The sequence below is a fragment of the Halomonas eurihalina genome, assembly GCF_008274785.1.
In the GTDB taxonomy this organism is placed as follows: domain Bacteria; phylum Pseudomonadota; class Gammaproteobacteria; order Pseudomonadales; family Halomonadaceae; genus Halomonas; species Halomonas eurihalina.
The window spans coordinates 474,999-500,207 of the sequence record NZ_VTPU01000001.1 but is presented as its reverse complement, the minus strand read 5'-3'; the positions used below and the strand labels follow the sequence as shown (position 1 = coordinate 500,207).

Annotated in this window: 30 protein-coding genes and 1 other RNA gene; all 31 read left to right on the top strand. The window is 63.6% G+C overall.

The features are described from left to right. The first annotated feature begins 8 nt into the window (after window positions 1-8). The 31 genes from FZZ93_RS02540 (at window position 9) to FZZ93_RS02390 (ending at window position 25,206) form a co-directional block, all read left to right on the top strand. Window positions 9-227 carry a hypothetical protein gene (locus FZZ93_RS02540; protein ID WP_149320749.1) on the top strand — a complete coding sequence of 73 codons (219 nt, stop codon included), beginning with the start codon at window positions 9-11 and terminating at the stop codon, window positions 225-227. Further along, window positions 226-294, top strand: an RNA gene (locus FZZ93_RS02535) — hammerhead ribozyme type II. Before FZZ93_RS02540 ends, FZZ93_RS02535 begins: the two co-directional genes overlap by 2 nt. Window positions 295-304: 10 nt before the next feature. After that, a complete protein-coding gene (locus tag FZZ93_RS02530; protein WP_149320748.1) occupies window positions 305-754 on the top strand; it encodes a hypothetical protein in 450 nt (149 codons plus the stop codon). After that, on the top strand, window positions 751-1,170 hold the full coding sequence (locus FZZ93_RS02525) for a gp16 family protein (protein WP_149320747.1): 420 nt from the start codon (window positions 751-753) through the stop codon (window positions 1,168-1,170). The genes FZZ93_RS02530 and FZZ93_RS02525 overlap by 4 nt, the downstream gene beginning before the upstream one ends. Continuing rightward, a complete protein-coding gene (locus tag FZZ93_RS02520) occupies window positions 1,163-1,573 on the top strand; it encodes a Mor transcription activator family protein (protein WP_149320746.1) in 411 nt (136 codons plus the stop codon). Before FZZ93_RS02525 ends, FZZ93_RS02520 begins: the two co-directional genes overlap by 8 nt. A gap of 25 nt (window positions 1,574-1,598) precedes the next feature. Beyond that, window positions 1,599-1,928 (top strand): hypothetical protein, encoded by a 330-nt coding sequence (locus FZZ93_RS02515; RefSeq protein WP_149320745.1) that lies wholly within the window; start codon window positions 1,599-1,601, stop codon window positions 1,926-1,928. Window positions 1,929-1,985: 57 nt separating this feature from the next. After that, entirely contained in the window at window positions 1,986-2,573 is a 588-nt protein-coding gene (locus tag FZZ93_RS02510; protein ID WP_149320744.1) for a type VI secretion system-associated protein TagO, read from the top strand. A gap of 215 nt (window positions 2,574-2,788) precedes the next feature. Next, window positions 2,789-3,322, top strand: a complete 534-nt coding sequence (locus tag FZZ93_RS02505) for a hypothetical protein (protein ID WP_149320743.1) — start codon at window positions 2,789-2,791, stop codon at window positions 3,320-3,322. Beyond that, entirely contained in the window at window positions 3,322-3,675 is a 354-nt protein-coding gene (locus tag FZZ93_RS02500) for a YcbK family protein (RefSeq protein WP_149320742.1), read from the top strand. Before FZZ93_RS02505 ends, FZZ93_RS02500 begins: the two co-directional genes overlap by 1 nt. Window positions 3,676-3,678: 3 nt before the next feature. Then, window positions 3,679-4,290, top strand: a complete 612-nt coding sequence (locus FZZ93_RS02495) for a 3TM-type holin (protein WP_149320741.1) — start codon at window positions 3,679-3,681, stop codon at window positions 4,288-4,290. Window positions 4,291-4,299: 9 nt separating this feature from the next. Continuing rightward, window positions 4,300-4,641, top strand: a complete 342-nt coding sequence (locus tag FZZ93_RS02490; RefSeq protein ID WP_149320740.1) for a DUF2730 family protein — start codon at window positions 4,300-4,302, stop codon at window positions 4,639-4,641. Next, on the top strand, window positions 4,641-4,937 hold the full coding sequence (locus FZZ93_RS02485; protein ID WP_149320739.1) for a VpaChn25_0724 family phage protein: 297 nt from the start codon (window positions 4,641-4,643) through the stop codon (window positions 4,935-4,937). Before FZZ93_RS02490 ends, FZZ93_RS02485 begins: the two co-directional genes overlap by 1 nt. Further along, window positions 4,937-5,518, top strand: coding sequence for a DUF3486 family protein (locus FZZ93_RS02480; protein ID WP_246146070.1), 582 nt, complete (start codon window positions 4,937-4,939; stop codon window positions 5,516-5,518). Before FZZ93_RS02485 ends, FZZ93_RS02480 begins: the two co-directional genes overlap by 1 nt. Beyond that, complete coding sequence (locus FZZ93_RS02475) at window positions 5,515-7,011, top strand: terminase large subunit domain-containing protein (RefSeq protein ID WP_149320738.1); 1,497 nt, start codon at window positions 5,515-5,517, stop codon at window positions 7,009-7,011. Before FZZ93_RS02480 ends, FZZ93_RS02475 begins: the two co-directional genes overlap by 4 nt. Then, entirely contained in the window at window positions 7,005-8,639 is a 1,635-nt protein-coding gene (locus FZZ93_RS02470) for a DUF935 domain-containing protein (RefSeq protein WP_149320737.1), read from the top strand. The genes FZZ93_RS02475 and FZZ93_RS02470 overlap by 7 nt, the downstream gene beginning before the upstream one ends. Beyond that, complete coding sequence (locus FZZ93_RS02465) at window positions 8,626-9,792, top strand: phage head morphogenesis protein (RefSeq protein ID WP_149320736.1); 1,167 nt, start codon at window positions 8,626-8,628, stop codon at window positions 9,790-9,792. The genes FZZ93_RS02470 and FZZ93_RS02465 overlap by 14 nt, the downstream gene beginning before the upstream one ends. A gap of 135 nt (window positions 9,793-9,927) precedes the next feature. Beyond that, window positions 9,928-10,371 carry a phage virion morphogenesis protein gene (locus FZZ93_RS02460; RefSeq protein ID WP_149320735.1) on the top strand — a complete coding sequence of 148 codons (444 nt, stop codon included), beginning with the start codon at window positions 9,928-9,930 and terminating at the stop codon, window positions 10,369-10,371. 157 nt (window positions 10,372-10,528) lie between these two features. Beyond that, window positions 10,529-11,509 carry a hypothetical protein gene (locus tag FZZ93_RS02455; protein ID WP_149320734.1) on the top strand — a complete coding sequence of 327 codons (981 nt, stop codon included), beginning with the start codon at window positions 10,529-10,531 and terminating at the stop codon, window positions 11,507-11,509. After that, window positions 11,506-12,057 (top strand): hypothetical protein, encoded by a 552-nt coding sequence (locus FZZ93_RS02450; RefSeq protein WP_149320733.1) that lies wholly within the window; start codon window positions 11,506-11,508, stop codon window positions 12,055-12,057. Before FZZ93_RS02455 ends, FZZ93_RS02450 begins: the two co-directional genes overlap by 4 nt. 64 nt (window positions 12,058-12,121) lie before the next feature. Beyond that, on the top strand, window positions 12,122-13,273 hold the full coding sequence (locus FZZ93_RS02445) for a phage protease (protein WP_149320732.1): 1,152 nt from the start codon (window positions 12,122-12,124) through the stop codon (window positions 13,271-13,273). Window positions 13,274-13,285: 12 nt separating this feature from the next. Next, on the top strand, window positions 13,286-13,702 hold the full coding sequence (locus FZZ93_RS02440; RefSeq protein ID WP_149320731.1) for a hypothetical protein: 417 nt from the start codon (window positions 13,286-13,288) through the stop codon (window positions 13,700-13,702). A 12-nt stretch (window positions 13,703-13,714) separates the two neighbouring features. Beyond that, entirely contained in the window at window positions 13,715-14,617 is a 903-nt protein-coding gene (locus FZZ93_RS02435) for a Mu-like prophage major head subunit gpT family protein (RefSeq protein ID WP_149320730.1), read from the top strand. 63 nt (window positions 14,618-14,680) lie between these two features. Beyond that, entirely contained in the window at window positions 14,681-15,115 is a 435-nt protein-coding gene (locus FZZ93_RS18285) for a hypothetical protein (protein WP_187774439.1), read from the top strand. Between the two features lies 1 nt (window position 15,116). Continuing rightward, complete coding sequence (locus FZZ93_RS02425; RefSeq protein ID WP_149320729.1) at window positions 15,117-15,521, top strand: gp436 family protein; 405 nt, start codon at window positions 15,117-15,119, stop codon at window positions 15,519-15,521. A 13-nt stretch (window positions 15,522-15,534) separates the two neighbouring features. Further along, window positions 15,535-15,798 (top strand): hypothetical protein, encoded by a 264-nt coding sequence (locus FZZ93_RS02420; protein WP_149320728.1) that lies wholly within the window; start codon window positions 15,535-15,537, stop codon window positions 15,796-15,798. Further along, the gene (locus tag FZZ93_RS02415) at window positions 15,791-16,213 is read left to right on the top strand and encodes a phage tail terminator protein (RefSeq protein WP_149320727.1); all 423 of its coding nucleotides are present in this window, start codon (window positions 15,791-15,793) and stop codon (window positions 16,211-16,213) included. The genes FZZ93_RS02420 and FZZ93_RS02415 overlap by 8 nt, the downstream gene beginning before the upstream one ends. Window positions 16,214-16,215: 2 nt before the next feature. Beyond that, window positions 16,216-17,154: a phage tail tube protein gene (locus FZZ93_RS02410; RefSeq protein ID WP_342780080.1), complete on the top strand. Its 939-nt coding sequence runs from the start codon at window positions 16,216-16,218 to the stop codon at window positions 17,152-17,154. 31 nt (window positions 17,155-17,185) lie between these two features. Continuing rightward, window positions 17,186-17,509 (top strand): hypothetical protein, encoded by a 324-nt coding sequence (locus FZZ93_RS02405; RefSeq protein WP_149320725.1) that lies wholly within the window; start codon window positions 17,186-17,188, stop codon window positions 17,507-17,509. 119 nt (window positions 17,510-17,628) lie between these two features. Beyond that, complete coding sequence (locus tag FZZ93_RS02400; protein ID WP_187774438.1) at window positions 17,629-17,856, top strand: DUF1799 domain-containing protein; 228 nt, start codon at window positions 17,629-17,631, stop codon at window positions 17,854-17,856. Beyond that, on the top strand, window positions 17,849-24,919 hold the full coding sequence (locus tag FZZ93_RS02395; protein WP_149320723.1) for a hypothetical protein: 7,071 nt from the start codon (window positions 17,849-17,851) through the stop codon (window positions 24,917-24,919). Before FZZ93_RS02400 ends, FZZ93_RS02395 begins: the two co-directional genes overlap by 8 nt. Continuing rightward, window positions 24,916-25,206, top strand: a complete 291-nt coding sequence (locus FZZ93_RS02390) for a hypothetical protein (RefSeq protein ID WP_149320722.1) — start codon at window positions 24,916-24,918, stop codon at window positions 25,204-25,206. Before FZZ93_RS02395 ends, FZZ93_RS02390 begins: the two co-directional genes overlap by 4 nt. Window positions 25,207-25,209 lie beyond the last annotated feature (3 nt).

Sequence of the window (25,209 nt, the reverse complement as noted above, 5' to 3'; positions counted from 1 at the left end):
GAGATTCTATGACAGCCACCAGAATCCGCATCCGCCGCCATGGCGATGGCTACGCCGCCAGCGGTGGTGGCAAGCGCGCGACCTGCAGTTGGAGTCGCGAAGAAGCCGCTCGTCGAGTCGCGTTCAAGCTCTATGGCGAGACGTTCGAGCTGCGTTACGACGCCGAGGCGGTGGACGCCTTACCTGATGGCGTGCTGTGCCAATTCATAGTCGAGCCCCATGAATAAGCGAAACGCCCACCTACGGGTGGGCGTCGTCCGGCGGTGGTGCGCTGGGCCTGATGAGCAGCCAAGTGGAGGTCAGCATGACAACTCGACAACCCAGCGCCGAGCAGTGGAAGAAAATCGAGGCGGACGTGATGCGCCTGTATCACCCTGTCTATTTCGACATCGACGGCTATCTGGTGAGACTGATGCTAGAGCGCGTCAGCAAGCTGCGCCTGGGCATCGTCGTGTACGTCGACGGCCAGTTGGATATGAACTGGCTGGGCCTGGCCGGCAACGAGCCCACCGAGATTGGCCGGCGCTTCTTTCAAGAGCGCACCCGCAGCGTCTATCGCGGTAAGGACAAGCGCCTCGCCAAGCGGGTTCTTGGCAAGAAGGAGGCCGAGAAGAAGAATAGCCACCGCCATCCCTGGTGGGAGTCGCCGGTCTCCTTGCGCCGCCACCTGGTCGCGAACAACGGCGTCATTCGACTGCTGGATGCTGATGAGGCAGAGGCCCGGCTGAAGTCGCTCCAGGAGGCGGCATCATGATTTCCCGTGGCAAACTCGCCCAGATCCATGTCGCCAAGAGTCAACTCGGCCTCAGCGATGAGGACTACCGCGCGATCCTCGCCCGCACCGCTGGCGTGAGCAGTGCCAAACAGCTCACGAACCGCAATGTTGGCGCGGTGTTGCATGAGTTCCAGCGCCTGGGCTGGCAGCCCAGGCCGGCGAAGAAAGCGGGCCGCAAGGCGCCGCGCCCACCGCGTGGCCGGGCCAGGGTCATGGCCAAGATCGAAGCGATGTTGGCGCATGCCGAACGCTCCTGGGCGTATGCCGACGGCATGGCGAGGCACATGTTCCATGTCGAGCGCGTCGACTGGCTCGACGATGGCCAGCTGCAAAAGCTGATGCAGGCCATGATCATCGACGCCAAGCGGCAAGGGAGGTACCCCGACGATGTCTGACAAGCTGGACAACCTCGATCTGGGCTTCGACGTTCCCGCGGATGCCTTGGAGCGCATGCAGGATCCCGAGATCCTGCGCAAGTGGCCCCAGGGGCTTTCCGACATGCTGACGGTGATTACCGCCGCACTGCGTCGAGCGGGCGATGACGAGACGACGGCAAGAGATCGTGCCTTTCGCGCCGTGCGGGCCTTGGCGCAGTACGGTGGTGGCCGGAGCCTCTATGTGCCCCAGGGCCATCAGTTGGAGCGCGCCCTTCGCGACCGTGCGATCTGGGAACGCTTCGATGGCACCAACGTCAGCGAGTTGGCGGCGTGGGCACGGCTGACCGAGGTTCAGATATACTCGATCCTCGCCGAACAACGAAAGCTGGCGCGTGCCCGCATGCAGCCAGAACTGTTTTAAGGATGAACGCGCAAGGGAACGACTTATGAAACACATCGCGAAGGCCACGGTGGTGGCTACCATGGGGCTGGCTATTGCCGGCTGTGATATCAATGAGTGGCACCTGAAGCGCAAAGCGAAAGAGGCCGTCTCGGAGAGGTTGCGGGATCCAGATTCAGCAAAGTTTAGAAACCTGGAAGTCGTTGGGCCCAGCGGTAGCGCCGCCGTATGCGGTGAGGTCAACGGCAAGAACGGATTTGGCGCCTACGCTGGATATGAACACTTCATCAGCGAGTACGATGGCGGCCTTGTCCGTCTCGAATCTCAGTGGGGAGAGAGCTTCGAAAGCGAGTGGGACGAGACGTGCCGTTCATAGCCCCCCTTGTTGGCACGCGCAGCGCAACCATCCCGTAGTCAATAATAGGAAAACTGTATGAGAATTTTCGCAGGGATCATTTTGGGGCTGGCAGCGAGCACTGCCAGCGCAGCAGAAGACTGTACCGATATCTCCAACGATGAGCGCCGCCTCGCTTGTTACGATGCGGAATATCGCTCCAGCAGCACTGTAACAAACACATCAAGCTGGATGGTTAACACCAAAACTTCTCCCATAGATGATTCTGTTTCGGTCTATTTACGTTCCGATTCCAAAGAGCCCATCCGTGATCGTTTAGGGCGGAAGCGAGATGCACAGCTCTGGATCCGTTGTGTTGAGAACACGACATCAATGATCTTCCAGTTCGCCGACCATCATATGGCGGATCTCAACCAATACGGCAAGGTGACACTGCGTATCGATGACCAGAAAGCCCGCACTATGCGCTTGAGCGAATCGACGGACAATAAGGCTTTGGGCTTGTGGAACGGCGGTAACTCGATCCCCGTTATCAAGCGAATGTTTGGTCATGACACGCTAACCGTACGAGCAACGCCCTATAGTCAGTCACCAATTACTACTCAGTTCCCCATCACTGGCTTGGAAGACGCGATCCAGCCCCTTCGGGAAGCGTGTCACTGGTAAGGTTCATGCGGTAGCGACTGGTCTGCTTCATGCCCCGCCGTTGAGCGGGGCATTTTCGTAAAATGCTTGATTCCCGGGCCATCCCGCCTTCCGCCTAGCCTGAAAGCCTCGACGCATTTTGCTGATGCTTTCACTTTCAGGCGAGGCCACCATGCTGCCCCATAGCCGCCATCACCGCGACCCGCTGCGCCTCGGCCATTGGCCGGAGGTGTGACATGGGCTCGCTACGCCACACCGTACTGACCGCGATCGCCGAGGAGACCCGTGCCCGGCGCGGGCCGATGCCGCCTCGACTGGTGCCGATCGCCAGTAACTGCCGCACCGAGGCCGACCGCAACGCCGTCGAGGCGTTGTTGATCACACTGCACACCGAGGGGCTCATTCAGCACACCCGGGATGCGATTCGCGGCAATGGCCTCATGCTGACCGAGGCCGGGCAGCGAGCCCGCCAGTTGCCGCCGGCTCGGCGTGAGCCAGCACCCACGCCCCCGGTACCGCCGAAACCGGCGGCGTCTTCATCTGTACCTTCACCCACGCCTCCGCCCGAGCCTGAAACGCCCGCCGACTCGCTGCCCGCCCCCGAGCGGATCGACCCCGAGTGCCAGCCCGAGCTGGCCGCCTTGCTGTGTGACCTGGCCGGCGTGCTGACCGAGCGCTTGAGCACGGCCCGCCTGGCCGGGGATGTCGCAGACATGACGCGCTATCGCGATCTCGCCAACCGACTGCAACGCCACCTGGGAGCCGACTAATGCAGATCTCACCCCACTTCCATCGTCGTGAATTCGCATGCCGGTGCGGCTGTGGCTTCGACACCGTGGACACGCACACCCTCGAGATCCTCGAGGCCATCCGCGAGGAGTTCAATGCCCCGGTGATCGTGACGAGCGGTTGCCGCTGCCCGGACTACAACCGTCAGGTGGGTGGCGCCTCCCACAGCCAGCACAAGCTGGCTCGAGCGGCGGACATTCAGGTGCAGGGCGTCGACCCCGGGCTGGTATACGACTGGGTCGCCGAGCGCTTCCCGGCCGCCAGCCTGGGGCGTTATGCAAATTTCACGCATATCGACACGCGCTCGGACGGCCCGGCGCGCTGGGAGGGCTGAGCGATGGACCTGCTCGATAATATCGATCTCGACACCGAGGCGCTCGCCGGCATCGTCTCCAAAGGCGCGCCGCTGCTCGGCTCGCTGATCGGCACCCCGGCCACCGGCGCCGCCATCGGCATGATCGCCAAGGCCCTGGGTACCGATGCCGATCACGAAGCCATCAAGGACGAACTGAAGATCGATCCCGAGGCCACCACCAAGCTGCAGCAGCTGGAAGCCGAGCACGAGCGCGAGCTGACGCGCATGAGTCTGGAGGCACAGACGGCGCGGCTGGGCGAGATCAACCGCACCATGCGTGCCGAAGCGGCCAGCAACGACGCCTACGTGAGGCGCTGGCGACCGACCTATGGCTATCTGACCGCTGCTGCCTGGTTTATCCAGATGACTGGCTTCACCGTCATCCTCGGAGTGGTGGCGTTTCGTACCCCCGGTGAACTGGCGGCAGTCGTCGGGGCGCTGGGGGCGGTGCTGTCTGCGCTGCTTGGACTCTGGGGGATCGCCTTGGCAGTGCTCGGGATCAATGTCCGCGAGCGCTCCCGTGACAAACAAGTGGCAGCTGGGCAGCGGCCGGCGAGCTTTATGGATGCCATCGCCACGCGGATCGCCGGCTAAGGGGAACGCATGGACGGGTTCGACTACAGCCAAGGCAAGTTCTGGATCGACCTGCTACAGCTGGTCGGCTTGGTGGCGCTTGGCATTTACACGCATATCACCCATCGCAGCAAGGCCAATTCGCAGGCCATCGAAGAAGTGCGCAACCACGTCATCAGCATCGAGCGGCGGGTGGACGTGCTGGAGAACCGGCAGGCCCAGGCGCCCACTCACGGCGATCTGGCCATTCTGCACAAGCGGGTGACCAACGCGACCGAAACGATGGAACGCCTGGCGGGCGAGTTCCAGGCCACCAACCGCCAGCTCGGCCTGATCCATGAACACCTGTTGAATGACAAGCGAGGGGACTGATGAGCTTCCGAGATGTTACCGCCGCCGATCAGCGGCTGATCGTGTTGCAGACCCTGGAGGAAGATCCGGGCTACAGCCACAACGAGGGGGTCCTGCGCAGCGTGCTGGGCACCTTCGGCCATCAGGTCTCGCGCGACGCCTTGCGCACTGAACTGGCCTGGCTGACCGAGCAGGGACTGATCACCGTCAGTGACGCCGGCAATGTGCAAGTAGCTCGCCTCACCGCTCGCGGTCAGGATGTGGCCACTGGAGCAACGCGTGTTCCCGGCGTGGCGCGCCCGCGCTTGGAGGGCTGATGATGGCCCGTTCCAGTACCATCGATCGCCTGCCCGACGACATCCGGGAAAATCTCCAAGCCCTGCTGCGCGACCCGCGCGTCACCCAGCTGGAGACCACTGAGCGGATCAACGAGTTGCTCGAGGCGGAAGGTCATGATGAACGGCTCAGCAAGAGCGCCGTCAATCGCTACGCCGTACGCATGAATGAAGTGGGCGAGAAGTTGCGCCAGTCCCGCGAAGTCGCCGAGATGTGGATCGCCAAGCTCGGCGCCCAGCCCCAGGGGCAGATGGGCCACCTGGTCAACGAGATGCTGCGGTCGATGGCATTCGATCTGGCACTGAAGCTCCAGGAGGGCGAGCTCACCGAGGAATCGATGCCGGCCGTGATCGAGATGGTCAAGGAACTGTCGCTCTCGGTGACCCGCTTGGAGAAGGCGTCCAGCGAGAACGTGAAGCGTGAAGCCGAGATCCGCCGTCAGGAGCGCGAACGTGCCGCCGAAGAGGCTGCCGAGAGCGCCGAGAATGCCGCCCGCGCACAAGGCCTCTCCAACGACGGCGTCGCGGCATTGCGCGCGGCGATCCTGGAGGGCCTGGCGTGAGCGTGAACCGCGACCAGAGCGTGCTACTCGGCTACCAGCGGGAATGGGTGGCCGATGCCAGTCCGGTCAAGGTGATCGAGAAGAGTCGCCGGATCGGCCTGTCCTACGCCGAGGCGGCAGACGACGTGCTCTATGCAGCATCGAGTGAGGGTGCCAACGTCTACTACATCTCCTACAACAAAGAGATGACCCAGGGCTTCATCCAGGATTGTGCCGGCTGGGCCAAGGCCTACCAGATGGCGGCCAGCCAGATCGACGAGTCGGTGATCGAGGTCGACGAGCGTCAGGTGCTGACCTACACCATCAAGTTCGACTCCGGACACCAGATCCAGGCCTTCACCTCCAACCCGCGCAACCTGCGCTCCAAGGGGCGCCCCGGCGAGCGGCTGGTGATCGACGAGGCGGCCTTCGTCGACGACATCCAGGAGCTGCTCAAGGCCGCCATGGCCATGACCATCTGGGGCGGGCAGATCCGCATCATCAGCACGCACAACGGCGAGGATAACCCGTTCAACGAGCTGATCAACGACATCCGCGCTGGCCGTTACGACTACAGCCTGCACCGCGTCGACTTCGACGAGGCCCTGGCTGACGGGCTCTATCGGCGCATCTGTCAGGTCACCGGCCAGGTATGGAGCCGCGAGGGCGAGGCGCAGTGGCGGCAGCAGATGATCAACCGCTACAAGCCCAACCAGGACGAAGAGCTGTTTTGCATCCCCGCCCAGGGCGGCGGCGCCTACCTGACCCGCGTGATGATCGAGGCCTGCATGGCCTCGGCACCGGTACTGCGTTTCGACGGCACCAAAGCGTACAACGCGCTGCCGGAGCCGGCCCGCGCCGCCGAGATGGAGGACTGGATCCGCGAGCACCTCAAGCCGCTACTGGCCAAGCTCAACCCACAGCGCCGCCACGCCCTGGGCCAGGACTTCGCCCGTTCTGGTGATCTATCGGTAATCGCCCCCCTGGAGATCGGCGAGACGTTGCACCGCTCGGTGCCGTTCCTGATGGAGATGCACAACGTCCCGTTTAAGCAACAAGAGCAAGTGCTGTTCGCCATCGGCAATAACCTGCCTCGGCTTAGCGGCGTGGCGATCGACAGCCGGGGTAACGGCGCCTACATCGGCGAGACGGCCCAGGATGAGTGGGGCTCGATCGTCGACCAGGTGCAGGCCACCGAGAACTGGTATCGAGAGCGCATGCCTCGCTACAAGGCGCGTTTCGAGGACGGCACCATCACACTGCCCCAGAACGATGATCTGGTGGAAGACCATCGCGCGTTCAAGCTGGTGCGTGGTGTGGCCCGACTGCCGGAAGGCAAGACCAGCGGTCAACGCCACGGTGACGGCGCGATGGCCTGCGTACTGGCCGATCACGCGGCCGATCTGGATGGCACCGAGATCGACTTTATTCGCGTACCCAAGAACGGCCCGGCGAACGATGACCCGGACGATATGGACGATGACATCAGTGTTTGGGGGAGTGGTGCATGGTAGCCATCAAGGGGATGATCAACCGACTGTTCGGCGGTGGCCGTGAGGCGCTCGAGCAGCAGCAAACGGACGACGAAAACGGGGCCGGCGGTGCTCGGGTGGGCCAACTGAAGCGCGAATTCGCCGAACATCCCAGCAAGGGGCTGACACCGGCGCGGCTCTACCAGATCCTCGAGGAAGCCGAGCAAGGTCATCTCAAGGCACAATCCGAACTCTTCGACGACATGGAAGAAAAGGATAGCCAGATCGGCGCGGATCTGGGGAAACGCCGCCAGCTTGCCGCCGAGCTCGAATGGCAGATCGTGCCGCCGGAAAACCCCAACGCCCAGGAGAAGCGCGCCGCCGATCAGGCTGCCGAGGTGTTCGCCGGCCTCGAGGTCGAGGACCTGATTCTCGATCTCGGTACCGGTATCGGCCATGGCTGGGCCAACCTCGAGTTGCCCTGGACGCGCGACGGCGCGATGCGCTTGATCGAGCAACCGATCCTGCGGCCGCACAGTTGGTTCCGCCTGCACCCGCATGACCAGAACGTCATTACCCTGCGCGATGCCTCGGCCACCGGCGCCGAACTCTGGCCACTAGGCTGGATTCAGCACCGCCACCGCGCCAAGGCGGGCTACGTGGCGCGCATGGGGCTGCATCGCATGCTGGCCTGGCCGTACCTGTTCCAGAACTATGCCCTGGGCGACCTGGCCGAGCTGCTGGAGGTCTACGGCCTGCCCGGTGTGGTGGGCAAGTTCCCCAGGAATGCGACCGACAAGGAGAAAGCGACCCTGATGCGCGCCGTGGTCAGCATGGGCAAGGACGCCAGGGGCATCATACCCGAGGGCATGGCCATCGACTTTCAGGAGGCTGCCGGCAAGGGCACCAGCGCCGACCTCTACAAGACCATGATGGACTGGTGCGAGCGCGCCAAGGCCAAGGCAATTCTGGGTGGCACCCTGACCAGTGGCACCGGTGAAGGCACCAACACCAACGCCCTGGGCAACGTTCATGAGCGCGGTCAGCAATCGCTGATCCGCTCCGATGTGCGCCAGTATGCCGGGGCCATTCAGCGTTACGTGCTCTGGCCGATGGCGGCGATGAACTTTGGCATCGAGCAGCGTCGCCGCGCCCCGCGCTTTTATCTGGACCTCGGCGAGACCGAAGACTTCAAGGTGCTGGCCTCCACGTTGCCGACCTTCGTCGACATGGGCGCACGTATCCCACAGTGGTGGCTGCATGAAAAAACCGGTATCCCGGTGGCCAGCGACAACGACGAGGTGCTGACGCCCCGCAATCGGTCTCAGCAGGGACCGGCGATGCTCAAGGCGACGGCCCGCCCGCCAGGACTCGCCGCGTTGCGTGAGTCTCCGGCGGCGCCGACTCCGGCTCAGCCCGAGTACTACCGCGACGAGACTCTGGGTCAGCTATCCGAGCAGGCCCAGCCCACCATCGAGGGTTGGGTCGATCATATCCAGGCGCTGCTCGAGGACGCCGAGAGCCTCGAGGACTTCCAGGAACAGCTCATCGAGCGTTATGGCGACCTGGACGAGACCCAGTTGACGGAGATCATGAGCCAGGCCTTCACGGCGGCCGAGCTCGCCGGCCGCTCCACTGTGGACGACGAGGTGAGCGATGGCGCCGATTAACGCCACCTTTCGCCGATCGTTCGATGAGCAGGTCGCGTTCTTTCGCCAGAAGCTGAATCTGCCTACCGAGCGCTGGGATGACCTCACCCGGGATCAACACGACCGCGCTTTCGTTGTGGCCAGCGCGACCAAGGCGGATCTGGTCGCCGATCTGCGTTCGGCTGTCGACGACGCCATCGCCAATGGCCAGAGCCTCGGCGAGTTTCGGAAACAGTTCCGGGAGACCGTGGCCAGGCATGGCTGGACCGGATGGACGGGAGAAGGCTCCAAGGCCGGCACCGCCTGGCGCACACGGGTCATCTACAAGACCAACATGGATACCAGCTATATGGCAGGGCGCTGGGCACAGATGACCGATCCCGACGTCATGCGCGCACGGCCCTATTGGCGCTATGTGCACAACACCGTCGAGAACCCGCGCGTTCAGCACCGGCGCTGGGACAACCTGGTGCTACCAGCCGGCGATCCCTGGTTCGAGCGCCACTACCCGCCAAACGGCTGGGGCTGCAACTGCGGCGTGGAGACGATGAGCCGGCGTCAACTGGAGCGCAGCGGCCGGGACGGCCCGGACGCCGCGCCGGATGACGAGATGGTGGAGCACGTCAACAACGCCACCGGTGAAGTGGCCGAGGTGCCAAAGGGCGTGCAACCCGGGTGGGACTACGCGCCAGGCAAGAGCGCCACCGAGACCGCGATCGCCGCTCGGCTGAACCGACTGGATAGCCTGGAAGCCAATGTGGCCCGGCACAATGTGCAGGAACTCGTCGGCAGTGATCTATTCGCTCGCTTCTTTGCCGGCGACGTGCCGGGCGAGTTCCCGATTGCCGTGGTGCCACCGGCTGAACGCGAGATCCTCGGCGCCGACTCGCCGACGGTTCTGCTCTCTCAGGCCAGTCTGGCCGAGCACATCAAGCGTCATCCCGAGATCGGCCTAGCGGACTACCGCCGCGTCCAGAAACTGCTGGATCGAGGCGAGGTTTACCGGCGTGACGGCGAGGATGGCCGATTGATCTACCTGACGGTGGAAGGTGTAACGTACCGCGCAGCACTCAAACGCACCCGGGATGGTCGCAAGCATTACTTCCTGACGCTGTTCAAGGTCAGGGAGGCAGAAGCCGATCGGGTAAGAAACAAGGCGGAGCGCCTTCGGTAAGCAGAGCGCGAGGCTGGTACGCCATCCCCAGATACCTCATCAGCGCGTCACGCTGGGTACACCAGGCGCATATTGGTCTCTCGCACTCGTGGCTCTCAGTTTGGGCCGATCCCCACCCGTTATCAAGGAGTCAGCATGACCATCACCGTCGACAACGACCGGGTATTGCGTGCACTCGACGACATGCAGGAGCGCAGCCAGGCGCTGCACCCGGCGATGAAGGTCATCGGCGAGGCGATGGTGGCCAGCACCCATGAGCGGTTCCGCGACAAGGACGCGCCGGACGGTACCCCCTGGGCGCCGCTCTCGCCGGTGACCGTCGAGCGCAAGGGGCACGACCGCATCCTGGAGGGCGCCTCGAATCAGCTCGCCCGCCAGATCAGCTATGAGGCGAGCGACGACTCGCTCGAATGGGGCAGTTCGATGATCTACGCCGCCATGCAGCACTATGGTGGCGAACAGTCCGAGTTCCCTCATCTCTGGGGCGACATCCCCAGCCGCCCGTTCCTGGGGGTGTCGGCAGACGACCAGGACGAGATCCTGTCGATCATCGGTGATTATCTGACCGGGCGCCTGTGAGGCGTTGTGAGGCGTTGGGAAGCTTGGGGAGACCCCTACCACAGGCTAGAGGGGGTAAGCGGCGTTAGGCATGCGTTAGATCGCCATATATACCTATGTGGGTACGTGGTTTATGATTGGCGAAACTTATAATCCCTCTATTACGCATGGAACTCGAATGGGACGTACTGCTACCAAACGGATTCACTACGTCAGAGCCGTATACAATGAGGGCATGGTACCTCAGCGAAGCTTTTCGGAAATGGTCAGAAGCATCTTGGCGCAAAGCCCTAATATCGCTGACACAGAGGTTGTGACTCAGACACTCGGGACAATCGCGATACGTGAGAAAAATGCCCGGTGGCAGGATCCGAACTATCCGATTCTATTGGCTATAGGCGCAGGCGCTGCAAGGGAGCGGATGGCCACCATGGGTATTGGCGTGCCCAGTGACACGGATGTCGATACAGCCGAGGAGCCGCCTAATCAGCGTGCATTCAAGACTTCTGATGCATTTGTATTGATTGATGGCTTTGATCTTCTGGTCTGCACTGACGGTGTTATGAAGGGCTATCGCTCTGTTAGCTACTATCTAGCCAAGCTATTCGAAGCGTTTGCCTTGCCACCTGGTGAGCAAGCTTTCGAGCTCCAGCCTAAGTCTGATCAGGGAAGTGTCGATCTTGTCACCCGTGAAGGCGTCAAAAAAATTGAGCTTTCTGGTGTTATGTATCAGGCAACCAATGCCCCTGCGAGAGATGAAACACAGGCTGGGAGCATTTTTGGCAGGCTCGCGGGCGACTTCCAAGGTTGGCTGGCTGGCAGTCTGCCGGATGAGCAAAGAGAAGCTGCTGCTGATCAATGGGCCGAGATGAATGTCACAACCACCCTCAAGCCGAAGGGTGGGAAGCGTGCGGAGCCAGTAATCCTCGAGTCAATGCGGCAAGCGAGCCTTGATATGCTCGACGAGGCTCCGGGATCCTTAGATATCACGCTAGTGACGAAGGAAGACAACAGGGTGACACCTATGGACGTGACCCTGTCGAAGACCTTCAGGATGAACCGTCGACGAGCGCGTAACGACCTACCCACATTGGATGTATGGGGAAAACTCGAAGATTACAGGGCAGAGCTCATTGATCTTGATACGTGGAGAACATGAGCAATACCAAGGTGAAACATAAAGCCAAGCGTTTGTTAGGAGTGGGTGTATGCTTCCTAGTATCCATTGGCGTAGCGTTTCTTCTGCAGCCTAAATTCCATGGGAATTCGGATGCAATGAATACGCTTGTGACCGTGTTTTCGATACTGGCAGGTTTTCTCATTGCAGTCATAGCAATGGTTGCTGACGAGAGGATGCTGGGTAAGAAGAGTTCGCGGCATGACAGGTTTCATCTGATACAAATCAAAAATGAGCTCATTGGTCATAGGTACTTGTTTTATACCTATCTGGTCATCTTGGGCTTGGCTTTTCTGGTCTCTCTGGATGTGGGATGGCCGGATCGATACCAGAGATATTCGGAAATTGTGCTTCTAACACTAGCCAGCTTTGCACTTTCTCGTTCTTTTTTGCTTCCTGGATGCCTCTCCAAGAAATACACAGAGGTTCTAGATAGAGCGATAAAAAACAAGGAGCTGGAGGAGAAAGAGGCTGCCAAGGGAGCAAGAAACCTTCCTCCCGGTACAACTGAAGATGAGCGTGACGAGTAACCTGTTAGAAAGTCCCAAACCACTTTAAATCCAGCCCTCCCTCCATGCCCGCCATCATGCGGGCATGATCATTTCGCGCACCACCTCATCCCTGGCCGCCTTGTCGGCATCCCGCCCGGAACATCCGGTGGCGGTGTGCGCCCTGGCCGTCAGCGCCGGCGACGACAAGACCCGGTTGATCCCTGCCGGACAGTTCGATGCCCCGCGCGGCTCGATGCGGGGCGGTGGCCCCTGGCGCCTCGATGAGGCTCAGGCACGGCAGATCATCCAGCAGGCCGCCAACCGCAACACCGATCTCGTCGTCGACTACGAGCATCAGACGCTGCTCAGTGAGACCAACGGTCAGCCGGCCCCGGCGGCCGGCTGGGTCGCTCCGCAATCGCTCGAGTGGCGAACCGACGGGCTCTACGGTCGTATCCAGTGGACCGCCGCCGCGAAGGCGTCTATCACGCCAGGCCCGGAGGGCGAACCTCCGGAGTATCGCTATCTCTCTCCCGTCTTCCCGTACGACGCCGAAACGGGCGCCGTGCAGGACCTGCTGCACCTGTCCCTGACCAACAACCCCGCTATCAGCGATGGCGACGCCGTACTGGCGGCCGCCCGGCGGGCGTCGGCTACATCCGAGCAAGAGGAATCCACCGTGAAACGTGAAGAGCTGATCAAGGCGCTGGGCCTCAAGGCCGACGCCACCGACGAGCAGATCGACGGCGCCATCGCGGCGCTGAAGGCCAAGGCTGCCGATGCCGACAGCGTGCGCCAGACACTGAGCCTCAAGGACGACGACAAGCCTTCCGAGGCGGTCGCCGCGCTCAAGTCCAAGGCCGAGGCCCAACCGGCCGTAGCCGAGCCGGATCCCGCGAAGTACGTGCCCAAGGCCGTCTATGACGAGGCCGTGGCCGCGTTGTCCGCCGCCCAGGTTGGCGAGAACCAGGAGATGGACCGCTTGATCGATGAAGGCCTGAAGGACGGGCGCATCGCCGGCAAGGCTACGGCGGATTGGCTCAAGAAACAGGGGCTAGCCGCGCTCAAGGCTCACCTCGAGGACGCCCCGAGCCTCGCCGCGCTCAAGGGCGGTACCCAAACCGCCGGCAAGGCGCCCCAAGACAACGGGGATGAGCAGGCGGGTGAGCTCTCCGAGCAGGAGTTGGCGGTCTGCAAGAGCATGGGAATCTCACCCGAGGACTACCGCAAGGCCAACCCGGCCGACGGCCAGTAAAGGAGAACTGACATGGTTGCCGCAACCAAGAACCGCAATACACCCACCCGCGCCGGCCATCGCCGAGGGCATCCCGCCGCTGCCGGCGTACTGTGCCTGGCCGGCACGATCGCCGTGATGAACGCCAGTGGCTACGCCGAGCCGGCCAGTACCACCACCGACCTGATCACGCTCGGTGTGTTCAGTGCCGAGCTGGATAACGCCGCTGGCGGTGACGGCGACCAGGTCGCCGAGATCGAGCGCGGTTTTTTCCAGTTCGCCAATGACGACAGCGACCCCGTGGCGCGAACTCAGATCGGTACGCCCTGTTACCTGGTCGACAACCAGACCGTTGCCGCCACCGATGGCAGCGGTACCCGATCGCCCGCTGGCATCGTCGATGACGTCGACGACCAGGGCGTCTGGGTCCTGCTCGATCCCACCGCTTGATAGGAGCCTGACATGAACCTCACGTCCGCCAACCTGCAGGCCCTGTTCAAGGCCTACAAGACCAACTTCCAGCAGGGCTTTAACAGCCTGGGCGAGCAGGGTGCGCTCTATGAGCTGTTCTGCACCACGGTGCCCAGCACTACCGCCGTGGAGGTCTATCCCTGGCTGAAGACCCTGCCACGCATGCGCGAGTGGCTCGGCGACCGCGTGATCCACGGCCTCGAGGGCAGCGACTTCTCGATCCGCAACCGCAAGTTCGAGCTGACCGCCGGCGTGCCCAGGGACAGCATCGAGGACGACACCTACGGCATCTATGGCCCGACCTTCGAGGAGTTCGGCCGCAGCTCCCGCGAACATCCCAACGAGCTTGCGGTGGAGGTACTGGAGGCCAACCCGCTCTGCTATGACGGCCAGAACCTGTTCGACACCGACCACCCAGTACTCGACAAGGCTGGCAATGAGACCTCGGTCTCCAATGACATGGGTGGTAGCGGCCCGGCCTGGTACGTAATGGACTGCTCACGGGCCATCAAGCCGATGGTGTTCCAACGCCGCCGCGACTACGACTTCCGCGCCCTGACCGACCTGATGGATTCGAAGATCTTCATGACCGACGACTTCCTGTTCGGCACCGATGCGCGGGTCAACGCCGGCCCTGGCCTCTGGCAACTGGTGGTGCGCTCCAAACAACCCTTCGATGCCGCCAACTACGAGTCCGCCCGCAAACGCCTGACCACGCTCAAGGGCGACTACGGCCGTCCGCTGGGGCTGCGTCATACCCACACCATGGTGTCCAACGGCCTCGAGGGCGCAGCGCGCAAGGTGTTGCAGAACCAGTTGACCACCGGCGGCGAGACCAACGAGTGGGTCAACACCTCGGAGTTGATCCTCAACCCCTGGCTGGCCAGCGCCTGATAGCGCCTGACCGATAGCCAGCGCCGTCGCCCCCTCGGGCGGCGGCCTGACCAGGAGACCACCATGGCGACCCAGAAGACGACCACCCGAAAGACCGCCAAGGCCGCCCAGGGCAAGGCCCAAAGCACTGAGGAGAAAGCCGAGGCCACACAGCCCCATGCCGATGGCAGCGCACCGGCGCCCGAGGCAGACCAGACAAACGCCGCCACCCAACAGCCGGTCCTGGTGTCGGGTGATGGCAGCGGAACGGCACTGCCGCCCGCCGACGAACACCAGCAGCGCGAGGCACATGGTGTCGACGAGATCCCGGCGGTCTTCGTGCGCACCCGGCGTGGCATCAAGAGCCGTCGGCGGGCCGGGCACCGCTTCACGCGCGAAGGATTCGGCATTGCCCTGTCTGCCCTGACCGATGACCAGGTCGCGGCGCTGACGGAGGACCCCGGCCTCGAGGTCGAGGAGTGCACGGTCCCAGCTGAGCCTGACGACGGCGAGGCCTGACATGCCCTACATCGATCAGCAGCAACTCGTGACCCGCTTCGGCGAAGCGGAGCTCAAGGCGCTGGCCCCGGACGGCCAGGGCGGCATTGATGCCGACACGGTCGAGCGTGCTTGCGCCGATGCCGCTGGCGAGATCGATGCCCGGCTGGTGGCAGCGGGTTACACCACCCCGCTCAACCCGGTGCCGTCGGTCGTGACGGCCCACGCGGCCGATATTGCCCGCTACCGGCTGTACGACGAGCACGCAACCGAGGTGGTGATCGCGCGCTATCAGCATGCCATCAAGTTCCTGCGCGATGTGGCTCGGGGCGAGGTGATGCTCGGCAGCAATGACGAGCCCACCGCGCCGGAGGCTAGCGCGCAATTCGACAGCAAGCCGCCTGTGATGCCCGGCGGCGGATTCTGAGGAGACCCTCGACATGGCCAAGCAACCCAGTGCCAAAGCCACCGCGACCCCAAAGTCGCCGCCACGTCAGCAGGTCGACATCCGGGCGAAAACCCGACGCCCCGGCCAGCGCCGGCAGGTGTGCGGCGTAATCCTGACCGGCGAGTGGACCTACCTGAGTGTCGACGATCGCGGCAGTGCCATGAAGGCGCTCAGCCGGGATCCCGACATCATCGTCGAACGCCACGCCCGGCCGAAGCCGCCGGCCACCAAGGCTACCGAGGACGACGATGCTTGACCTGGCGCCCTGGCGTGACCGTTGCACCGCCGTGATGGACACAGGCACGCCGGTGAGTCTGGCGGCGACGGTCGATAGCGCCAAGAAGGCCAAGGCGCTGCCATCGCTGCAGCTGGTGGCGGGCCGTGACCGGGTGCGTCAACAGCCCCAGGTCGGTGGCACAAGGCATCGCGTCACCGCCGAAGTGATGCTGGTCTCGGCCGTACCACGCCACGGGCAGGCCGCGCTGCCCGAGGGCTCGGACATGCTGACCGCTCTGCGTGAACCCTCGCTGGGCGCCCTGATTGGCTGGCTGCCGCCGGGCGGCGAGATCGAAATTCACTGGAATGGCGGGCAACTGCTCGCGCTCGCCGACCATGCCCTGTTCTGGGTCGACGTGCTGTCGACCGACTATTGGTGGAGGACCACACCGTGAGCATGAGAACCAATCGCCGGGCGATGCTGTTCGCCCTGGAGAGCCAGTACAACGACGGCTCCACGACCCCGGATGCCGCCACTGACGCCCTGCTGATGCGCAGCATCAATGTGACACCGCTTTCCGGCAGCGACATCGAGCGTAGTTTCATCCGCCCCTACTACGGCAACTCGCCGAAGGCCCCGGGCGAGAAGCACATCCAGGCCGAGATCGAGTTTGAGCTCTCGCCTTCCGGCGACGTCGGTACGGCGCCGGCCTGGGGCAAAGTATTGCGCACCTGCGGCTGGTCGGAGGTGATCGATACCTCTACCCCGGGAGAAGAAAGCGTCACGTACGCGATGGTCAGCGAGGACGAAGACAGCGGCGTGTTCTTCGCTCATATCGACGGCAACTTGCACAAGGGGCGCGGCGCGCACGGCACGGCGCAGCTCACCTTGAACGCCGAGAACATGCCGGTGCTAAAGGTCACGCTCTACGCGCTGATCAGTCCGGTGACCAAGGCTGAGCTGCCTACCGTGGACCTGACCAGTTGGGTGGATGGCCTGGCCGTGAATACCGTCAACACCGAGAAGCTCCAGGTGTTCGGCGCTGCCAGTCCGTTCAGCGAATTCAGCTTCGACCAGGCCGGCGACGTCAAGCAGCGCAAGGTGGTCGGTGCCAATGACATCGCCATCACCGGCCGTTCGCCCAGCGGCTCGTTCACGATCGATGACCCAGGCGTGGATATCGTCAACTTCTTCGAAAAGTCGCAGAACGCCGAGACCGGCCCCCTCAAGCTGGTGCACGGCAAGGAAGCCGGCTCAATCATCGAGATCAACATGCCGTCGATCGGCATCGAGAGCCCAACGTATGCCGATGGCGACGGGGTGCAGATGCTCAGCATGAACTACGCCCCGCAGCCCGTCGACGGCAACGACGAAGTCACCATCGTCTGCAAGTAAACCACCCAAGGCCAACCAGGAGATCTCCAACGTGTTCAAGGTCAACCTCAACCGCACATACCAATATCCCGTCACCGCGACCATCTACGACGAGGAAGGAAAAGAGCATACAGGCAAGTTCAAAGCGCGCTTTAAGGTGCTGCCGCATGACGAAGCGAAAGAGTTGCCGGAAGACACCTCGCTACTGGAGGCCGTACTGACCGGCGTGAGCGATCTCGAAATCCCTGGCCCTGATGGCCAATCACTGGCCGGCGAGGCGTTGGTTGAGGCCGTTAAGAATGATCCAGCACTCGCCCTTGCCACCCAAGCCGCCTACCAGGACTCAATCGCAAAAAAGAACCGGCCCAGGAGCTAATCGAGCTGGGGAGCGCCTGGGTCGCCCACACCCAGACCCCCAACAAGGTGGGCGATGACCTCTCCGCTCTTGGCATAAGGGTGGCCGACGGCATCGCCCCCTCCGACGAGGAGGTAGACGTGCCGGTGCTGCCAGAGAACTGGGAGGCGCTGGAGCTGTTCCTGGCCTGTGCCACCCAATGGCGCCATGTCCCGATGGGTGGCGTTACAGGCCTCGACTACACCGCCCTGTATTCCGTGATGGCCATGCACCAGGTGGCGGCTACCGAGCAGCGCGAACGCCTGGCGCAGGTCCAGCGCATCGAGCGTGGTGCCCTGCAAGCGATGAAGGACCAGCAACGTGGCTGACGATCTCAGGCTCAAGGTAACGCTGACCGGCGACGGCAAGCGACTCTCCGGTACGCTGGAGAACGCCCGGGGCGAGGTGCGCCAGTTCGGCGACATGAGCGATCGCCAGGGGCGACGTGCCTCGGCGGCGATGGACCGCACCGGCGACAGCGTCGAGACCGTGAGCGGCCACCTTCGCGAGATGAATGGCATCGGTCGGGCAGCGCGCTCGACGCTGTTGGGGGTGGGCACGGCGCTGGCCGGTGCCTTTGCCGCCGGGAGCATTCGCAACCAGGCACGGGCGATCGCTCAGACCGATGCCCTGGCCAACTCGCTGGAAGTCAGCACTGGCAAGCTGCAGGCCTGGCAATACGCTGGCGAGCAAGTTGGCCTGGGCGCCGACAAGATGGGCGATATCTTCAAGGACACCAGCGACAAACTGGGGGATTTTGCCCGTACCGGTGCCGGCGAGGCCGTTGACCTCGTCGAGCAGATGGGGCTCAACATTGACCGGCTTATCCAGCTCTCGCCGGATCAGCAGCTACTACGAATCGGCGAGGCCTTGGATGGCCTGACGGCTTCGGAGCGGACCTTCTTCCTCGAATCCCTGGCGGATGAGGCCGTGCGCTTGCAGCCGCTCCTGGAAAACAACGCCGCCGGGCTGCGCGAGTACACTGCTGAGGCCCGCGCCCTGGGCGTGGCCATGGACGACGGCGCGATCGATAGTGCCGTGCAAGCCAATCGCGCCATGCTGCAGCTCGAGGGCTCGATCAGCGGCCTGGTCAACCAACTGACGGCGGAACTTGGCCCGGGGCTTGCCGCCACCGTGGACGATTTCACCGACTGGATCGAGCGTGCCGGCGGTGCTGAGGCCGTCCTCGAGGACATCACGGATGTGGCCTCGACCCTGGCCGTGCTGCTGGTCGGGCGCTACGCGGGAGCGCTGGCCACGGCAACGGCGGCCAAGATTGCCGCGACCCAGCAAGCCGTAGCGTATCAAGCTGCCCTGGCGCGCATGGCCGGCGTTTCACGCGGTGCCGCTGCCGCACAGATGACCATGGCCGGCGCCTCGCGGGCCGCCGCTGGGGCGCTGGCCCTGGTGGGCGGGCCACTGGGGCTACTTGTCGGTGGCGCCGGCCTACTCTACGTATTCCGCGACGAGCTCAATCTGACCGGTCAGCGCCTTGGACTGACAGAAGGTCAGGTCGAGAACTTCCGTGGTGAGCTGGATGGCCTGTCCAACCAGGATATGTCTGGGACGCTCGACTCGCTGAACACCGAGCTGCAGCAAGCTACGCTCAACGCCGCGAGAGCACGGGAAGAGCTAGCAGAGCTGAGGTCAGAGAACTCCGGGTCTGGTGCTCTTGGCTTTGGAGGCGGAGAAACTGGCGAGCGCATTCGCGGCATTCGAGCGGTAGCTGATGCGGAAGCGGATCTGGCCGAGATCGCAGAGAAGCGCAACATTGCTCGCATCGAGCTGTGGGGGCGCTGGTCAGCTGCCGTTATTAATGCGACTGACGCTACTGACGAGAATAGCGACTCCAACGACAATAATACCGAAACGATCGTCAGTCAGACCCAGGCCGCTGCAGACCTGGTCGACCAGCAAGAACGCCAATCTGCCCAACTCGAGTCCCTTCGCAAAGAACTCGACCCCGCCTACGCCGCCTCCCAGCGTCTCGCCGAGTCCACGGCGCTGCTCGACCAGGGCTTGCTCTCCGGAGCAGTAACGCTCGATGAGTATCTGGGCCTCTGGGGCCAGGCCGCCGAACGCTTCATCAGCGCCAGCGACGGTGCCAAAGACGCCGCAAACACCGTCGATGAAGAAAGCGACGCGATGGCGACGCTGTGGGATCGGCGGATGGAGCGTATGGACGATGCCGCCGTGGATATGTGGGGCTCGTTCCTGGACGGTTCCGAGGATGCGTTCAGCTCGTTCAAGCGCTTGGCCATCGACTCCCTGGCTGAGGTGATCCACGCCTACACCACCCGGCAGATTACCGCGAATATCGGGGCGAATTTCGGTATCGGCGGCAGTCAGGGTAGCCAATCCGGTGGGTTTGGCGGCATCCCCGGTCTGGGCTCAGTGGCCAACCAGGCGGCTGGCTGGCTCGGGCTGGGTGGCAGTTCGCTCGGTGCGGCTGGCACAGCGGCCATTGGCTACGGCTCGGGATTCGGCGCGGCGGCATCTACCGGCGCTTACACCGGCTGGGCCGGCAGTGCGGCGGCCGGGGCATCCACCTCGGGCGGCTTGATGGGCACCATCGGATCCGCCATGCCCTGGGTGGGTGGCGCCGTACTCGCTGATAACGTGCTCGGGCTGGGCATTGTCGAGGGTATCAGCGACCTCTTTGGTGGCGGCCAGAGCGATCTTGATCTCGCCATGGTGCGTGGTCGCGACGATAGCGCCCACACTTGGGATCATGGCATTCGGGCAACCGGTGCGCTGGGTGCTGTTGGCTTCCAAGATGCGGGCTCGCACGAAGTCGCCGACCTGTGGGACATTGATGAAGCTCAGCAACTCGTCGATAGCATCGCGCAGCTGGACACCGCTGTTGCGTCTCTCGCGGAGACCCCGGAGCAGCTGGCGGCCATGCGCGATGCGGTGCTGGCTAGCAACCGCCACGGCATTCAGGGGCATTACGGCGAAACCAGCAATCCCGGTGACGTCGTCGATCGCCTGACCTCGCGCTACGACGACGCATTCGGCGCGCTCGACGACGAATTCGCCGAGTTCATGCAGGGGCTCGATGGCAGCATCGAGGAAGTGGTCCAGCGGGGCGCCGCTGCCCGACAGGCGTTCAGCTTTCTCAGCGACGCCGCCGAGCGCCTCGATCTGCGCTTCGACGACACGACGGCATCCGCCTATGAGGCGGCGGCGTCCCTTGCCGAGGCAGCGGGTGGCGTCCAGAACCTGTCGAGCCTGCAGCAGAACTACTATCAGACGCTGTACAGCGAGGAAGAGCGGCTGAACCAGCTGCGCTCTGACGTGACCCAGCAGCTCAATGCGATGGGCATGTCGCTGCCGACTTCCCGCGAAGGCTTCCGGCAGCTCGTTGAGGCCCAGAACCTCAACACCGAAGCCGGGCGCGAGAACTATGTGCAGCTGATGCAGCTCGTGGATAGCTTCGATCGTCTGCGCGAATCCGCCTCGTCGGTGAATGACGAGACCTCCGAACTCGCCGACAAGATCGCCGGGCTCAAGGACGACGTCCGTTCAGCCTGGGAGACGTTCGACAAACAGTCATTCGACCAGCGCATCACGTTGCTCGAGCTCGCCGGCAAGAGCGAAGAGGCCCTGGCGCTGCAGCGCGAGCGCGAACTGGCCACCATCGACGAGTCCCTGCGTCCGTTCCAGGAGCGCATCTGGGCGCTGCAGGATGAGGCCAAAGCGCAGGAGGAGGCAGCCCAGGCCGGGAAGGAGTACGCCCAGGCCCTCGCAGATGCCCAGTCCTGGCTCGGCTCGACGCTGGAGAACATCACCGGCTGGATCGACCGCAACCAGGCGACTGACGCAGGCATGGGCTCGCCGGCCGATCAGCTGGCCGCCGCCGGCGAGGCCTACCGGGAGCAGCTCGAGGCGGCTCGGGGTGACGATCGCACGGCGCTGCAGAACATCACGCAGTATGCCGACCGCTTCATCGCGGCGCAGAAGCAGTGGTCCGCCAGCGGCGGTGATACCACGGCGTTGATCGACCGCATCGAGCGACAGCTCGGCAAGCTGCCCGATCAACTGTCGGCCGAGGAGTACATCGCCGACGAGATCAAGACCGCCCTGGTCGAGCAGACGGCCGGCATCACCTCCCAGCTCGCCGACGTCCTGCGCAGCGACACGCCGAGCAACATCGCCGGGGCGCTCGCCGGGTCGTTTGACGACCTGACGCGCGGCATCGGCGACGTGCTGACCCGCGAGCAGCTCGCTACCGTCATGGACGGCAAGGCGACCGACGCCCAGCTCGACGCTGTGATGCGCGCTGTGGATCTCAACGGCGACGGCGTCATGTCGGGCCTCGAGTCGGTGATCATCAAGAGCATGCCGACCGATGTCGCCCTGGCCAATGCGCTGCGTCAGCAGCTGCAGGCGAACGGCGACAAGGCGCTGACCGCCGCACAGGTGCGCCAGGCACTGCGGCCCATCGCCTCCGACAAGCGCATCAATCAGCTCATCGACCGCGTCGACGCGAATGGTGATGGCCTGCTGTCGGCCCAGGAGCTGACCAGCAGTCGGCTCGCTGGCCTGGCTGGCGGCATTGCCGACTCGCTGTCCGGGTCGTTCGATCAGCTGGATGCCAATCTCGACGACAACCTGACCTTCGACGAGCTCAAGGACGGGCTGTCGGGGATGGCCACCGACGCCCAGCTCAAGGCGCTGATGCGCTCGATGGACGTCAATGCCGATGGGATGATCAGCGGCCTCGAGTCAGTCGTCATCAAGAGCATGCCGACCGACAGCCGGCTGGCCAACGTGCTGCGTAACCAGTTCAAATGGACCCGCAATCAGCAGCTGACTCATGACCAGGTGCGAGAGGCGCTGCGCCCGATCGCCAGCGACGAGTCGATCAGCCAGTTGATCCGTCGTCTGGACACCAACGGCGACGGCATCATCAGCGCCCAGGAGGTGGGCAACGCCCGCTTGGGCGGTCTGGCCGATGGCATTGCGGCCTCGCTGTCCGGCTCGTTCGACCAGCTGGATGCCAACCTCGACGACAACCTGACCTTCGCCGAACTCAAGGATGGGCTGTCGGGGATGGCCACCGACGCCCAGCTCAGGGCGCTGATGCGCTCGCTGGACGTCAATGCCGATGGGGTGATCAGTGGCCTCGAATCGGTCGTCATCGAGAGCATGCCGAGCGATAGCCGGCTGGCCAACGTGCTGCGTAACCAGTTCAAGTGGACGCGCAACAGCCAGCTTACCGCTGCTGAAGTGCGTGATGCCCTGAAGGGCAAGGCCTCGAATGATCGCATCAACCAGCTGATCCGGCGGGCCGACCAGAACGCCGACGGCATCATCGATGCCGCCGAGCTGGCCAGCGACGTCACGACCTCCGAGCTCTCGTCGGTGCTGGCCAAACAGCTGGGCTGGACGCGCAACCAGATCAAGTGGACCCGCAATAGCCAGCTCACCGCCGACCAGGTGCGCGACGCGCTGAAGGGCAAGGCCTCGAACGATCGCATCAATCAGCTGATCCGGCGCGCCGACCAGAACGCCGACGGCATCATCGATGCTGCCGAGCTGGCCAGCGACGTCACCACCTCCGAGCTTTCGTCGGTGCTGGCCAAACAGCTGGGCTGGACGCGCAACCAGATCAAGTGGACCCGCAATAGCCAGCTCACCGCCGGCCAGGTGCGCGACGCCCTGAAGGGCAAGGCGTCGAACGAGCGCATCAACCAGATGATCCGGCGGGCCGACCAGAACGCCGACGGCATCATCGATGCCACCGAACTGGCCAATGATGCCAGCACCTCGGAGCTGTCCCGGGTCCTGAGCAATCAGCTCAAGTGGACCCGCAACCAGATCAAGTGGACGCGCAACAGCCAGCTGACCCATGACCAGGTGCGCGACGCGCTGTCGCCGATCGCCTCCAATGCCGAGATCGACCGGCTGATCAAGCGCCTGGACAAGAACAGCGATGGCATCATCACCGCCCAGGAGATGGCCAGTGAGCGCCTGGACGGCCTGGCATCCGGCATCGGCAATGCGCTCTCGCCGATGTTCGACACCATCGATCGCTCGCTCGACGGGCTCATCGACTATGACGAGTTCGGCAAGCAGTTCGCCGGCATGGCCAGCGACGCGCAGCTGAAGAAGATCTTTGCGCAGCTGGATGCCGATGGGGATGGCACGATCTCGCGGCTTGAGGCCCTCAAGCGGTCCACCGATGAGGTGGATAGCAACACCGAGTCCATCGAGCAGCGGGCGCTCGACCAGGTCACTCGCCTGGGCAATCTCGTCGATGAGATGACCCGGACCACCGATCAGTTCGTCGACATGAACTCGACGATGGTGAGCCTGCGGGATTCCATCAACGCCCTGGGCGTGGCGCAGGAAGAGCAGAACCGCATCGAGCGCGAGCGTCGCGAGGCGAAGGAGCGCCAGGAGAAGCGTCTGGAGAAAGAGCGTGCAGCTGCCAGCTACCTGGATCGGGCCAACGCGCTCGAGCAGCAGGCCCAGGACAAGACGCTCTTCGACGATCTCGACGGCATCACCGCCAAGCGTTCCGACAAGATCGTCGACAACATCATGGCCCAGGCGGGCAACGACAACATCCTGTCGTGGAAGGAGTATCAGTCTGCGCTCGACGACATGAAGAATCGTCGTGACAAGGGCTGGTACAACGCCGGCGAGCTCGATTTCGCCAAGACGGCGGCGTTGTCGCTGCGCAAGCAATCGCGCTACCACGAGATGATGGACCAGGCCGCCGGGATCACCGGCGACGACTACTCGGGGCGTATCGACCGGCCCGACTTCGCCGGCGTCCGGGAAGAGCTGAAGGGGCTGTCGGACATCGAGCGTGCCCGCAGCTTCTTCACCCGCTATTCGGACTATGCCGGCAGTTGGAAGATCTGGCGCGGCACGCTGGACTACGACTGGGATCGCTGGACCGGCAACATCCTGACCACGCCGATTGCCGATGCCGATCTGATTCGCGTCGCCAAGGAGCTGGATCGGGACTTTGCCGGCCCCAAGCGCTTCTTCGCCAAGGGCGGGGTGTTCACCAACTCCGTCGTCGATGAGCCCACGATGTTCAACATGGGTGTGATGGGTGAGGAGAACCCTGAGGCCATCATGCCGTTGCATCGCGGCCCCGATGGCGGCCTGGGCATCCGTGCCGAGCTGCCGCCGATTCCCGCGCTTCCCTTGCTCGGCCAGGGCGACATCCTGGAAGTCCTCAATGATCTGCGCCGCGAGAATCGCCGCATGCGCGACGACCTCAATCGCCTGCTGAGCGAGAACAACCAGCACGCGGCCGCCGGCGTTGCCGTCTCTCAGGAGGGCTTCAAGCGCGTGGACCGCAATACGGCCCGCATCGCCGAAACCAATGACGCGATCGACGATCGCCAGCGCCTGGAGGCCCAGCGATGATCAAGACAGCCCTTGCTCACGCCCTCATCGCCATCGCGATCCAGCTGGCCCTTGGCCAGTTCTTCGGTTACGTCGCTGCAGGAGCGGTGGCGGTAGCGTTCTACCTGGGCCGCGAGCTATCGCAGCACGAGTACAAGCTCGGCATTCGGCGCGGGTGGCAATGGGGAGAGTCGCTCCCGGTCAAGCCTTGGGAGCCGATCATTCGTGGCTGGTCGCGAGACTCGGCGCTCGACATTATCGCCCCCGTTGTTGCCGTGGCGGGGCTCGCGTATTGGCTGGGGGTGTAGATT

Bases quoted from the DNA above. Each gene is read 5' to 3' on its own strand.
- FZZ93_RS02435 (WP_149320730.1), top strand. From the start codon at position 13,715: ATGAACCTCACGTCCGCCAACCTGCAGGCCCTGTTCAAGGCCTACAAG.
- FZZ93_RS02495 (WP_149320741.1), top strand. From the start codon at position 3,679: ATGGACCTGCTCGATAATATCGATCTCGACACCGAGGCGCTCGCCGGC.
- FZZ93_RS02480 (WP_246146070.1), top strand. From the start codon at position 4,937: ATGATGGCCCGTTCCAGTACCATCGATCGCCTGCCCGACGACATCCGG.
- FZZ93_RS02540 (WP_149320749.1), top strand. From the start codon at position 9: ATGACAGCCACCAGAATCCGCATCCGCCGCCATGGCGATGGCTACGCC.
- FZZ93_RS02515 (WP_149320745.1), top strand. From the start codon at position 1,599: ATGAAACACATCGCGAAGGCCACGGTGGTGGCTACCATGGGGCTGGCT.
- FZZ93_RS02455 (WP_149320734.1), top strand. From the start codon at position 10,529: ATGGGACGTACTGCTACCAAACGGATTCACTACGTCAGAGCCGTATAC.
- FZZ93_RS02500 (WP_149320742.1), top strand. From the start codon at position 3,322: ATGCAGATCTCACCCCACTTCCATCGTCGTGAATTCGCATGCCGGTGC.
- FZZ93_RS02490 (WP_149320740.1), top strand. From the start codon at position 4,300: ATGGACGGGTTCGACTACAGCCAAGGCAAGTTCTGGATCGACCTGCTA.
- FZZ93_RS02525 (WP_149320747.1), top strand. From the start codon at position 751: ATGATTTCCCGTGGCAAACTCGCCCAGATCCATGTCGCCAAGAGTCAA.
- FZZ93_RS02390 (WP_149320722.1), top strand. From the start codon at position 24,916: ATGATCAAGACAGCCCTTGCTCACGCCCTCATCGCCATCGCGATCCAG.
- FZZ93_RS02415 (WP_149320727.1), top strand. From the start codon at position 15,791: ATGCTTGACCTGGCGCCCTGGCGTGACCGTTGCACCGCCGTGATGGAC.
- FZZ93_RS02450 (WP_149320733.1), top strand. From the start codon at position 11,506: ATGAGCAATACCAAGGTGAAACATAAAGCCAAGCGTTTGTTAGGAGTG.
- FZZ93_RS02440 (WP_149320731.1), top strand. From the start codon at position 13,286: ATGGTTGCCGCAACCAAGAACCGCAATACACCCACCCGCGCCGGCCAT.
- FZZ93_RS02485 (WP_149320739.1), top strand. From the start codon at position 4,641: ATGAGCTTCCGAGATGTTACCGCCGCCGATCAGCGGCTGATCGTGTTG.
- FZZ93_RS02510 (WP_149320744.1), top strand. From the start codon at position 1,986: ATGAGAATTTTCGCAGGGATCATTTTGGGGCTGGCAGCGAGCACTGCC.
- FZZ93_RS02520 (WP_149320746.1), top strand. From the start codon at position 1,163: ATGTCTGACAAGCTGGACAACCTCGATCTGGGCTTCGACGTTCCCGCG.
- FZZ93_RS02460 (WP_149320735.1), top strand. From the start codon at position 9,928: ATGACCATCACCGTCGACAACGACCGGGTATTGCGTGCACTCGACGAC.
- FZZ93_RS18285 (WP_187774439.1), top strand. From the start codon at position 14,681: ATGGCGACCCAGAAGACGACCACCCGAAAGACCGCCAAGGCCGCCCAG.
- FZZ93_RS02445 (WP_149320732.1), top strand. From the start codon at position 12,122: ATGATCATTTCGCGCACCACCTCATCCCTGGCCGCCTTGTCGGCATCC.
- FZZ93_RS02420 (WP_149320728.1), top strand. From the start codon at position 15,535: ATGGCCAAGCAACCCAGTGCCAAAGCCACCGCGACCCCAAAGTCGCCG.
- FZZ93_RS02530 (WP_149320748.1), top strand. From the start codon at position 305: ATGACAACTCGACAACCCAGCGCCGAGCAGTGGAAGAAAATCGAGGCG.
- FZZ93_RS02470 (WP_149320737.1), top strand. From the start codon at position 7,005: ATGGTAGCCATCAAGGGGATGATCAACCGACTGTTCGGCGGTGGCCGT.
- FZZ93_RS02410 (WP_342780080.1), top strand. From the start codon at position 16,216: ATGAGAACCAATCGCCGGGCGATGCTGTTCGCCCTGGAGAGCCAGTAC.
- FZZ93_RS02465 (WP_149320736.1), top strand. From the start codon at position 8,626: ATGGCGCCGATTAACGCCACCTTTCGCCGATCGTTCGATGAGCAGGTC.
- FZZ93_RS02505 (WP_149320743.1), top strand. From the start codon at position 2,789: ATGGGCTCGCTACGCCACACCGTACTGACCGCGATCGCCGAGGAGACC.
- FZZ93_RS02425 (WP_149320729.1), top strand. From the start codon at position 15,117: ATGCCCTACATCGATCAGCAGCAACTCGTGACCCGCTTCGGCGAAGCG.